This is a genomic window from Brevibacterium sp. SMBL_HHYL_HB1, assembly GCF_018208375.1.
GTDB classification, from domain to species: Bacteria; Actinomycetota; Actinomycetes; order Actinomycetales; family Brevibacteriaceae; genus Brevibacterium; species Brevibacterium intestinavium.
Genome location: NZ_CP062936.1, coordinates 758,874 through 769,841, shown reverse-complemented (window position 1 = coordinate 769,841; position 10,968 = coordinate 758,874). Strand labels below are relative to the sequence as shown.

At 67.9% G+C, this 10,968-nt stretch carries 10 protein-coding genes; 5 read left to right on the top strand and 5 right to left on the bottom strand.

Going from position 1 to position 10,968, the window contains the following annotated elements; genetic code table 11:
- Positions 1-78 precede the first annotated feature (78 nt).
- On the bottom strand, positions 79-1,299 hold the full coding sequence (gene mnmA, locus IG171_RS03695; protein ID WP_212129972.1) for a tRNA 2-thiouridine(34) synthase MnmA: 1,221 nt from the start codon (positions 1,297-1,299) through the stop codon (positions 79-81).
- Positions 1,296-2,507 (bottom strand): cysteine desulfurase family protein, encoded by a 1,212-nt coding sequence (locus IG171_RS03690; RefSeq protein ID WP_212129970.1) that lies wholly within the window; start codon positions 2,505-2,507, stop codon positions 1,296-1,298. Before IG171_RS03690 ends, mnmA begins: the two co-directional genes overlap by 4 nt.
- Before the next feature lie 115 nt (positions 2,508-2,622).
- Between IG171_RS03690 and IG171_RS03685 the strand changes: the two genes are divergently transcribed.
- The gene (locus tag IG171_RS03685; protein ID WP_212129968.1) at positions 2,623-2,973 is read left to right on the top strand and encodes a hypothetical protein; all 351 of its coding nucleotides are present in this window, start codon (positions 2,623-2,625) and stop codon (positions 2,971-2,973) included.
- A gap of 98 nt (positions 2,974-3,071) precedes the next feature.
- Positions 3,072-3,464, top strand: a complete 393-nt coding sequence (locus IG171_RS03680; protein WP_212131515.1) for a hypothetical protein — start codon at positions 3,072-3,074, stop codon at positions 3,462-3,464.
- Positions 3,465-3,472: 8 nt separating this feature from the next.
- On the opposite strand, the gene IG171_RS03675 is transcribed toward IG171_RS03680, so the two are convergent.
- From IG171_RS03675 to IG171_RS03665, 3 genes are all read right to left on the bottom strand, one after another.
- Positions 3,473-5,197: a hypothetical protein gene (locus tag IG171_RS03675; protein WP_249204022.1), complete on the bottom strand. Its 1,725-nt coding sequence runs from the start codon at positions 5,195-5,197 to the stop codon at positions 3,473-3,475.
- Positions 5,198-5,280: 83 nt separating this feature from the next.
- The gene (locus IG171_RS03670; protein WP_212131513.1) at positions 5,281-6,240 is read right to left on the bottom strand and encodes a tetratricopeptide repeat protein; all 960 of its coding nucleotides are present in this window, start codon (positions 6,238-6,240) and stop codon (positions 5,281-5,283) included.
- A 143-nt stretch (positions 6,241-6,383) separates the two neighbouring features.
- Positions 6,384-8,003, bottom strand: a complete 1,620-nt coding sequence (locus IG171_RS03665) for a hypothetical protein (RefSeq protein WP_249204020.1) — start codon at positions 8,001-8,003, stop codon at positions 6,384-6,386.
- Between the two features lie 262 nt (positions 8,004-8,265).
- Between IG171_RS03665 and orn the strand changes: the two genes are divergently transcribed.
- The 3 genes from orn to IG171_RS03650 all read left to right on the top strand — a co-directional run bounded on the left by orn (position 8,266) and on the right by IG171_RS03650 (position 10,963).
- Positions 8,266-8,835, top strand: coding sequence for an oligoribonuclease (gene orn, locus IG171_RS03660; protein WP_212131511.1), 570 nt, complete (start codon positions 8,266-8,268; stop codon positions 8,833-8,835).
- Positions 8,836-8,930: 95 nt separating this feature from the next.
- On the top strand, positions 8,931-9,302 hold the full coding sequence (locus IG171_RS03655) for a metalloregulator ArsR/SmtB family transcription factor (protein WP_212129966.1): 372 nt from the start codon (positions 8,931-8,933) through the stop codon (positions 9,300-9,302).
- Complete coding sequence (locus IG171_RS03650; RefSeq protein WP_212129965.1) at positions 9,299-10,963, top strand: SulP family inorganic anion transporter; 1,665 nt, start codon at positions 9,299-9,301, stop codon at positions 10,961-10,963. The genes IG171_RS03655 and IG171_RS03650 overlap by 4 nt, the downstream gene beginning before the upstream one ends.
- Positions 10,964-10,968: the final 5 nt, after the last annotated feature.

Genomic DNA, 10,968 nt, shown 5'->3' with positions numbered 1-10,968 from the left:
AGCGTATCGTCATGCACGGCCCCTCGGGGCTGCCCGCCGAGCCCGTCTTGCCAGCGGCGCTTCTCGGCCGACGGCGCTTCAGGCGCCGAGGCCGGCGGCGGCACGCTCGGGACCGACGCGGTCCTTCGCCGTGGTGTCGATGGTCGCCTGGCCGAGGACCCGGGTGCCGCGGTAGATGACCATGGTCTGACCGGGGGCGACTCCCGACAGCTCCTCGTCGACATCGACGTGCATGAGCTGTCCGGCCGGGCGTGCGGCGGGCACCTCGACCTCGTCGACGACGGGATTCGCTTCGTGTTCGGGCACCTCGGCGACGTATTCGCCGAGCCAGGCGCGTGCCGGCACCGGGTCGGCGTGGGCGCGGATCTGAACCTCGCAGTCGATCGCGGACTGCGGGCTCTGCCCCATGTCCGCCGGCGCCGCCCCCGCCCAGGAGGTGCGGATGCCGGTGAGATGGGAGACGGCGAGATCGGCGCGCGAACCGACGGTGACCGTGTTCGTGGCCGGATCGAGACCGGTGACGAAGCGCGGTCTGCCGTCAGGAGCGGGCTTCTGAATGCCCAGGCCCTTGCGCTGTCCGATCGTATAGGTCATCGCCCCGTCGTGCTCGCCGAGCACCTCGCCCTCGGAGTCCTTGATGAGTCCCGGACGCATGGGGATCTTATCGGCCAGCCAGGCCTTCGTGTCCCCATCGGGGATGAAGCAGATGTCATAGGAGTCGGGCTTGCCGGCCACGGAGAACCCGCGCTCGGCCGCCTCGGCGCGCACTTCGGCCTTCGAGGCGGTGGCACCGATCGGGAAGTAGCAGTGCTCGAGCTGATCGGAGGTGAGCACGCCGAGGACGTAGGACTGGTCCTTGGCCAGGTCCTCACCGCGGTGGAGCTCGGGCCTGCCGTCCTCATCGCGGACCACCTCGGCGTAGTGGCCGGTGGCGATGGCGTCGAAGCCCAGGGCCAGAGCACGGTCGAGGAGGGCGGCGAACTTGATGCGCTCATTGCAGCGCATGCACGGGTTCGGGGTCCGCCCGGCCGCGTACTCGGCGATGAAGTCATCGACGATGTCTTCCTTGAACCTCTCGGAGAAGTCCCAGACGTAGAAGGGGATGTCGAGCATCCCGGCCACACGGTGGGCGTCGCGGGAGTCTTCGATCGTGCAGCAGCCGCGCGATCCGGTGCGCAGGGTTCCGGGCATGCGCGACAGGGCGAGGTGGACGCCGACGACCTCGTGGCCGGCGTCGACGGCGCGTGCGGCGGCCACGGACGAATCGACCCCGCCGGACATGGCGACGAGTACTCTCATGATGCTCCTTGCATCCATCGGGGTGTTGCCGAAACCATCCCGGCTCGGCGTGCCTGTTCGACGACCTCGGGCAGGGCCGCGAGCAGGGCATCGACATCGTCTTCGGTCGTGTCGTGACCGAGACTGAAACGTTGGGCGGACCGGGCGGCATCCTCGTCCATCCCGCAGGCCAGGAGCACATGCGAGGGGCGGGAGACTCCGGCCGAGCAGGCCGAACCCGTCGAGGTGGCCAGGCCGCGGGCGTCGAGACCGAACAGCAGCGAGTCTCCCTCGCAGCCGGGGAACGTGAAGTGGGCGTTGGCCGGCAGGCGGCCCTGACCGCGCGGTCCCGACAGCCGAGCGCCGTCGACGGCGGATTCGACACCGGCGATGAGGCGGTCGCGCAGGCCGGACAGCCGCGCCGCCCGCGCCTCGAGATCGCCGGTGACGAGTTCGACCGCCGCGGCGAAGGCGACGGCGCCGGCGACGTCGAGGGTTCCCGAACGCACTCCGCGCTCCTGTCCCCCGCCGTGGAGGATGGGCGTCGGAGCCGCCGAGCGGTCGAGCAGGAGCGCGCCGATGCCCACGGGACCGCCGATCTTGTGCGCGGTGATCGTCATCGCGGTCGCCCCGATCTCGGCGAAGTCCAGCGGGATCTGTCCGAGTGCCTGAACGGCGTCGATGTGGAAGGGCACGCCGAGTTCGGCGGCCGCTTGGCCGATCTCGCGAAGCGGCTGCAGGGTGCCGATCTCATTGTTCGCGGCCATGACGCTGATGAGCGCCGTGGCCTCCGGGCCCCGGCGCAGTTCGGCAAGGGCCGCCTCGAGGTCGAGGCGTCCGGTCGAGTCGACCTCGAGGTCGACGACCTCGGCGCCGAGGTCGGCCAGCCAGTCGACGGAGTCGAGCACGGCATGGTGTTCGATCCTCGTCGTCAGCACCCGAGGTCGGGTGGGAGCGTCGAACGAGCCGTTGTTGCGGGCCAGGTAGAGGCCCTTGAGGGCGAGATTGTCCGCCTCGGTGCCTCCGGAGGTGAAGATGACCTCCGAGGAGGTGGCGGCACCGACCGCGCGGGCGATGTCCTCACGCGCTTCCTCGATGCGCATGCGTGCGGCCTGCCCGACGGCGTGCAGGGCCGAGGGATTGGCCCGGCGGGCCAGCTCCCTCGTGTACACCTCGAGCACCTCGGCGGGCATCGGCGAGGTGGCTGCGTGGTCGAGATAGATGGGCACCCTGGCAATTTTAGGGGGTGTGTCCGACTTCGGCCAGGTCCCGTGCGGCATCTCACCCGCAGCCGTGACCGGCTCGACTGCGGTCCGGCCGCCGGCGGAGACTAAACTGGGTCGGGTGTTCACCGTTTTCACCATCGTCCTCTATGCCGTCACCGGCATCCTGACCCTGTGGTCGATCGTCGAGACCATCCGCAACAGGCCGGCGGGCAAGGCGCTTCTGGCGGCCGCCGCCCTGCTGCTCCTGCTGCTCATCGTGCAGCTCGTGGTCTCGATCGCGACCTTCGGATCCGCTCATGACGTCGACCCGCTGCTCTACTTCGGCTACGTGATCACTGCGATCCTCGTCATCGCCCTGGCCGGGTTCTGGGCGTTCGCCGAACTCAGTCGGTGGGGTCCGGGGGTGCTGGCAGCGGCAGGGCTGACGGTGATCGTGATGATCGAGAGATTGGACCAGATTTGGCAGTGAAGAGACGCAGCAGATTCGGCGGGACCGATGCCGCCTCGGCCAAGGATGCCGAGGCGGAGGAGAAGCAGGTGAAGCGGGCGCGCACCCCGTTCTCGGCGATGCACACCGGCCCCGGCCGGGCGCTGACGGCCGTCTACGGGGTCTTCGCGCTCTCGGCCACGGCGCGGGCGGGCTATCAGCTCATCCGCGAATTCGATGTCGCCCCGGTCGCCTATTCGCTGTCGGCCCTGGCCGCGGTCATCTACATCCTCGCCACGGTCTGCCTGGTCATCGGCAACCGCGTCTCGCACCGGATCGCGATCGGCGCCTGCGTCATCGAGTTCATCGGCGTCATCGTCGTCGGCATCCTCAGCCACACCCACCCCGAGGACTTCGCGAAGCCGTCGGTGTGGTCGAACTTCGGCATCGGCTACGGGTTCATCCCACTCGTCCTGCCGCTCATCGGCCTGTGGTGGCTGATCCGGGTCGGCCGCAGGGCGAAGCAGGGCTGAACCCGCTGTCACTCGACGCGTGAGGACAGCACATCCCAATCGGTGGCCACGGCCGTCAGCGAATCCCCGGTCTTCATCAGCACATAGGGATGGGCGGTGTCGACCTTGACGGTGTCGCCGTCCTTGTCGTTGGTCTTCACGGCCTCGACGGTGTCCCCGAGGTCGAGGGCATAGTCGGTGGGGACCTTGATCGTCAGGGTGCAGCGGACCTCGCCCATGCCGATCGCGCCGTTGTCCGTGCTCAGCGTCATGTCCTCGAAGTCGAGGTCATCATAGGGTCTGCAGTCGACGTCGACCTTGTCGAAGCCGGAGTCCTTGTCCCGCAGACCGTCGAGATAGTCGCGGAATCCCTTGAATCCGCCTTCTTTGAGACCGTCGGGGGCGCCTGACTTCCCCTTGCTGTCTTTCGCCTTGCCGTCGACGAGGAACGAGGCGACATCATCGGCCGAGGTGTCCAGCTCCTCATCGAAGTCGTCCGGTCCCGGTTCGACGGCGCCTGCGTCATCGGCCATGAGGGTCGGCATCTGGTCGGTGGGGATGTAGGACGAGGAGCGCACGAGCGGTTCGGCCGAGGCCGATTCCCGGGTCACGAGCATGACCTGGGTCAGCTGCTCGTCGCCGTCGGTCGACTTCTCGTCCGCGGTGCCGAAGGCGTAGAACCACATCGGGTAGTCCGTGAAGCTCGGGCTGCCGGCGACGACCTCGGTGAAGTTCGGTGCCCGCAGCTTCTGGTCGGCCTTGTCCGCGATCTGGATCTGGGCGCGGGTGCGGTCGATGAGCGGAGCGGCCTGGATCTTGTCGAGACCGTCGCCGTCGTCTCCGAGCGTCTTGTCCAGCGACTCCGTGTAGTCGGTCATGAACTCCCCGGCCTCCCCCGGCCGCAGAGCGATGCGTTCGTACGGGGTGATGTCCGGAGTGCTGGGTTTGGCGATCGGCATGCTCGCACACCCGCTGAGGAGGAGTCCGGTGCCCAGGGACGCGGCCGTGACCGCGCGCAGCGACCGGCGCCTCCGCAGATCCCGTCGCCGAGGCGGGGCCTCCCCCGGCTGAACCGTCGAGATCGGCTGAGTCTCCGGGCCGGACTGATCGTCGGCACGCGTCGGCCGGCCCGCCGACTCAGCAGGCGTCGACCGATTCCTGCTCTGAGAGCCGCCGTCACTGCCGTCGTCGGGGCGAGGATCGACGTCCTTCTTCGGCGGGCGGATGCGCGAGCCCCACCAGCGCATGAAGAAGAATACGGAGAATCCGGCCAGGATGACGCCGAGGGCGATGCCGAGCAGGCTGAGTCCGAGCACACCGTTGACGCGCATGTTCAGGTCCACCGTCGTTCCCTCGAGACTGTCATCGGAGTTCGCGGGTGCGATGACGAGCACCTGCGGTTGGGCGTCGAGGTCGAAGGTCTTCGACACCGACTTCCCCGTGTCTCGGCTGATCCACCAGTCACGATCGCCGATGGCCGCCTCCGGCTTCGACTGACCGGGCAGGAACCGGTGCGCCGTCTCCTTCGGGAAGGTCACATCGCTGATCTGCTCCTGGGCCACCCCGTCGAGGTAGCTGTCGGCGTCGACACCGTTGGCGGTGCCGATGAACAGCTCGGTGCCCTTCGAGTTCTTCGCCGATACGGTCACCGACGACCCCGAATAGGGCACGATCGCCTCGTCGAGGACGACGGCATAGGCTCCGTCCTCGACCTCGAACGAGGGAGTCTCCGTGATCTCGTCGGTTCCGACCACCGAGAGTGCGGAGATGACCAGTCCGGCGACCGTGAGCGCGGCTATGCCGAAGAGGATGGCTGTGATGAGGCGGATACGCTGGATCAGAACAGTGCCCTCATGAGTGCGGTCCGTGCCTTGGTCACGGCTGGGTCATCGGTGCCGAGGACCTCGAAGAGCTCGAGGACCCGCAGGCGCAGGGATTCCCGCTCCTCGCCCGCCGTGGTGCGGATGAGAGAGATCAGACGGGTGAAGGCTCCGCTGGCATTGCCGCCGACGACCTCGGCGTCGGCGGCGGCCTTCGCCGCTTCGACGTCCTTGGGGTTCGCCTCGGCGGCGGCGATGAGATCGGCCGGTTCCTTGTCGATGAGTCGGCGGCCGAGTCCGGCTCGTGCGAGACCGAACTTCGCCTCCTCATCGGCCGGTGAGGACGCAAGTGCGGCCTTGAACAGGTTCTCCGCGGTGTCGAAGTCGCCCTTGGCCAGGGCTTCCTCGGCCTCCGGGTGTGCGGGGCCGGCCGGTTCGGGCTCGGCACCGTCGGTGACGGCGTATCCGGTCACACCGTTCTCGGAGGCGAGCTTGAGCAGTTCGTCGAAGTAGGCCCTGATCTGCGCTTCGGGCACCGCGCTCTGGAACAGCGGCACGGGCTGGCCCTTGACGATGGCGACGACCGTGGGGATCGATTGCACCCCGAAGGCCTGCTGCAGGCGCGGGTTCGCATCGACATCGACCTTGGCCAGGACCAGACGTCCGCCGTAGTCCTCGGTGACGCGCTCGAGGGCGGGTGAGAGCTGCTTGCACGGACCGCACCATTCGGCCCACAGGTCGATGACGACGGGCACCCGGTCCGAGATCGCGACGACGTCGTTGAAGCTGGCTTCGTCGACGTCGAAGACCAGGGACGCGACGGCGACGGCATTCGGGTCCTGAGCGCCGGCACCGCTGCCGGCACCCGCCGGGGCCCGCCCCTGCCCGCCGGCCTGCTCCGGGGGCAGGTTCTTGCTCCGCACAGCCGACAGGTCGAGTCCCTGGTTCTGCTGCGTGTTCTCCTGCGAGGGATCCATTGACACGTGGTCTCCTTTGTGACGCTATCGGTGGGCCGGCGAAGTCGGTCTCTCACCTGGTCCGTATCTGTCCAACAGAACGTATCAACACCGGCTGGGCCGCCGCTATTTCCGTCCCGCCCGCGCACCGGTTCATGTGCCGATCAGCCCGCCTGTGCTCCGGACAGGGTCTCGAGGCCGCCGATGAGCTTGACCTTGCCGTCCTCGGGCACGAGGAAGGTCAGCACCTGTGTGGTCTTCGTCGTCACCGGCTGCTGCGTGGTCGCCGAGCCGATGAGGTCCTTCTGCGGCGATGACAGGGTCAGGGTGCCGGTGCGGTCTTCGTCGGTTTCGGGGCTGATGGTCGATTCGGCCTTGATCACCCCGGTGACGATGGCGGCATCGTCGGCGGTGCCCTGAGCGACGAGCTCCTTGCCCGGAGTGTACTTGTAGTCGACCTCGGCGTTGCCGGATTCGGCGCTGTCCTTCTGCTCCTTCTGGTTCTTCCAGATCGACTTCGAGAAGTCGTCGGAGTCGAACTTCTTCGCCTCCTTCGATCCCTCGCCCTCTCCCAGGGCCTTCGCGTAGGTGGCCACGACCTTCTCCGGGGTCTCCACGAAGTCCTTGGATCCGGGTTCGAGCATCTTCGCGCCCTGACGGGAGTCGGGCAGCTCGGGCAGCTTCGTGCCCGAGACCAGCTGGGTCTGCGACCACAGTCTGTAGTCGCTGCGCGGGTCCTCCTGGGTGAGGACGAGCAGCTGAGAGTCTCCCCCGGCGGAGGTGATCATGCTGGTCATACGCGGCCAGGCATCGGTGGCCGCGGTGTAGTTGGCGACGATGTCCTCACTGGCCACGGCCGGGGGCAGCTTCTGGTCCTCGACCTTGTCCTTGACCTTGTAGACGTCCTCGCGCTGCTGCAGGGCAGGGCCGGTGACGCGCTTGGCCAGCGCCTTCTCATCGGTGTCCTTGTCGGCGGCCTTGACCTGGTCGGCGACCGATTCGAGGATCCGCTGGGCCTGGTCATCGGTGACCCCGGCCGGTGCCGAGCTCGGCTCCTCCGAGGGTTCGGGCTTCGGCAGCTCCTCGGAACCGCAGGCGCTGAGTGCGAGCACGGGAACGATGGCGAAGGCGGTGCCGAATTCGGCGAGCTTGCGGCGCCGCTCCTGGCGGGCCCTGCGCCGGTTCGCCTCCTTCTTCGCCCGGTTCGCTCCGATGAAGAGGAGCACGAGGCCGGCGATGAAGGCGACGCCGCCGATGATCATCAGCGGGATCGCCCAGGGCGTCTCGGCGTGATTGGGCCAGGAGAGTGCGACCGACTTCACCTGTCCGGGATCGCCTTCGCCGGCGATGAGGAAGCCGGTGCGGTTGGCCTCGTCATTCCATTCCAGCTCGACCGAATCGGTGCCGGTGACCTGGGACTGCCACAGGTCGGCGCCCGCGGGGTCCGGGACCTGCTCCTCGCCGTCGGTGGCCTTGGTCGTGAGTTCGCCCTCCTCGGCCAGGCCGGTGACTCGGTCGTAGGCGGAGTCCCCCGCCCAGGCCTCGACGTTGTCGATCGGAGCCTGCGCGATCGTCAGGTCGCCGCTGCCCTTGACCGTGAGGGTCGCCGGGGTCTCGTAGAGATTGAGCATTCCGGGGTCGATGATGACGGCCGGTTTGTCGGCATCGATCTCCGCCGTGGCAGTGATCGTGTCTTCCGGGGCCCACAGGGTCTTCTGCAGGAGCCCGAGGCCACCGACAACGACGCCCACCACCATGAGAATCACAGCGAATGTGTAACGCACGTGCGTACCTTCCCTCAGCCGAGCAAAATGGCACCCCTGGTTCGGGGACTCTTCAAGTTTAAGTCACATGCCGGATATCCCCTTTGTGCCCACGCTCAGTGTGTGTCGACGTTCACAGACGCCACGGGCCTGCCGCCGAAGAGAGCGGCCCGGCAGCGGCGCCGACAAGCAGGCCGTCAGCGGCCCGGGGATGCCGCCACCGGCTCGCCTGGCCTAAGCTGGTCGGGTGAGCAACAACAGAATTGTGTGGATCGACTGCGAAATGACCGGCCTCGACGAGGTCAAGGACGAACTCATCGAGGTGGCCGCGATCGTCACCGACTTCGAGCTCAACCCCCTCGACGAAGGCATCGACATCGTCATCAGACCCTCTGCCGCCGCGCGTGCGAACATGAACGAGTTCGTCACGGACATGCACACCTCCTCGGGCCTGATCACCGAACTCGATTCCGGCACCACCGTCGACGACGCCCAGGCCCAGGTCCTCGAATACGTGAAGTCCCACGTCCCCGAGGCGCGCAAGGCTCCGCTGGGAGGCAATTCGGTGGGCACCGACAAGGTGTTCCTCAACAAGCAGATGCCCGAGCTCGTCGACCATCTGCACTACCGGATCATCGACGTCTCCTCGATCAAGGAGCTGAGCAAGCAGTGGTTCCCCCGCGCCTATTTCCAGGCTCCGGCCAAGCACGGCGGACACCGCGCGCTCGGTGACATCATCGACTCCATCATCGAACTCCGGTACTACCGCAGGGCCGTGTTCTCCGCAGACGGCCCGAGCTCGGATGAGGCGAAGTCCATCGCCGCCGAGGTGGCCGAGAACTTCTCGGACTGAACCGCCCCCCCGCCCGGCCGCACACACCCACCCGGCTGTCCACTGGTCGAAACCGAAGTCGCGCCTTTCTGACCTCCTGATATGATGGATTCATCATGCCATTGAATCATTCTCAGCGTCCCCTGTACGAGGTCAAGGCGAACCTCTTCAAGGGCCTCGCCCACCCCTGGCGCATCCGCATCCTCGAGCTGCTCTCCGGCGCCGAGGAGGTCAGCGTCGCCGATCTCCAGACCGACACCGAACTCGAGGCCTCCCATCTGTCGCAGCATCTGGCCGTGCTGCGCCGGCACCGCCTCGTCGAATCCGAACGGCGGGCCAGTCATGTCTACTACCGGCTGGCCGATCGCCGCACAGCCGAGCTGCTCGCGGTGGCCAGAGGCCTGCTGCTGACCATGCTCGCCGAGGATGAGGAACGCCTCTCCGAAGCCCGCACCCTGCCCCGGATCCCCGGCACGGGAACGGCATGAGTCCAGCCTCGATGCTGCGACATGCCGGCAGCCTGCTGCCCTCGCTCGCCGACTACCGTGAGGCACGACGATCCTGGCCGAAGGACCTGCTGGCCGGTGCGACCGTCGGCATCGTCGCCCTCCCGCTGGCCCTCGGCTTCGGTGTCAGCTCCGGACTGACGGCCGAGCAGGGCCTCATCACCGCCATCGTCGCCGGGTTCTTAGCCGCAGTCTTCGGCGGCTCGCACGTCCAGATCTCGGGTCCGACCGGGGCCATGGCCGTCGTGCTCGTGCCCATCGTCGCCAGTCACGGGCCGCAGGCGGTCGTCGCCGTCACCCTCATCGCCGGAATCATCGTCGCCGCGGCCGGTCTGCTGCGGCTGGGCCGGACCGTCTCGTTCATCCCGTGGCCGGTGATCGAGGGCTTCACCGTGGGCATCGCCGCCATCATCTTCCTCCAGCAGGTGCCCTTCGTCACCACGCCCGAGGATCTCCCGCCCGGACAGGTGAGCACGAACGCCTTCGCCGCAGCGATCCAGCTCGTCTCCACCGCCGATTGGTCCTACCTGCCCTATTCCCTGGGTGCGGTGGCGATCGTGGTCGGGGGCATGGTGCTGGCGCCGAAGATCCACTCCTCGATCCCCGGTTCGCTCATCGGCATCATCATCGTCACCGTCATCGCCGGCATCGTGCCCAATCCGCTGGCGACGATCGGGTCCATCCCGCAGTCCCTGCCCTCCCCCGCTGTGCCGATCATCGATCCGGCCGCGCTGCCGACGCTGCTGCCGGCGGCGGGGACGATCGCGGCGCTGGCGGCCATCGAGTCCCTGCTGTCGGCACGGGTGGCCTCGTCGATGTCGGACGCCGGGGCCTACCAGCCGGACCGGGAGCTGGTCGGCCAGGGCATCGCGTCGATCGGGTCCTCGCTCTTCGGCGGCATCCCCGCCACCGGTGCCATCGCCCGCACCTCGGTCAACATCCGCGCCGGCGGGCGCACCCGCCTGGCCTCCATCGTCCACGCCCTCGTGCTGCTGCTCATCGTCCTCGTCGCCGCAGCCCCGGTCGGTCGGATCCCGCTCGCCGCCCTCGGCGGGGTCCTCTTCGTCACCGCGGTGAGGATGGTCCGCGTGCCCACGATGCGTGCGATCCTGCGGTCGACGAAATCGGATGCCGCCGGCTTCGTCATCACCGCCCTCATCACCGTGTCCTTCGACCTCATCGTGGCCGTAGGCATCGGTGTCGTCGTGGCCGCGTTCTTCGCTCTGCGCAAGCTCTCGTCGACCACCGATGTGCGCATCGAGCACCTGTCCGACCGACCGGATGCGGGGCCGGGAGACGAATCGATCGCGATCGTCCACTTCGGAGGGCCGCTGTTCTTCGCCTCCGCGGACCGGATCTTCGACGAGGTGATGCGGCTGCAGGGGGTCACGGTCGTCGTCCTGCGCATGTCGCAGCTCGAACTCGTCGACGCCACCGGCGCCCATATCCTCAGCGACATGGTCCGCGCCTTCGAGCGTCGCGGGATCACCGTGCTCATCAAGGGGGTCAGGGAGGGCCACACCGGCCTGTTCCTCCATGTCGGCGTCCTCGGCGCCCTGCGCCACCACAGCCACCTGTTCGACGATCTGCCCACGGCTCTGACCCATGCCCGTTCGCATGTGGAGCGGGCCGGACGAGGCTGACGGGG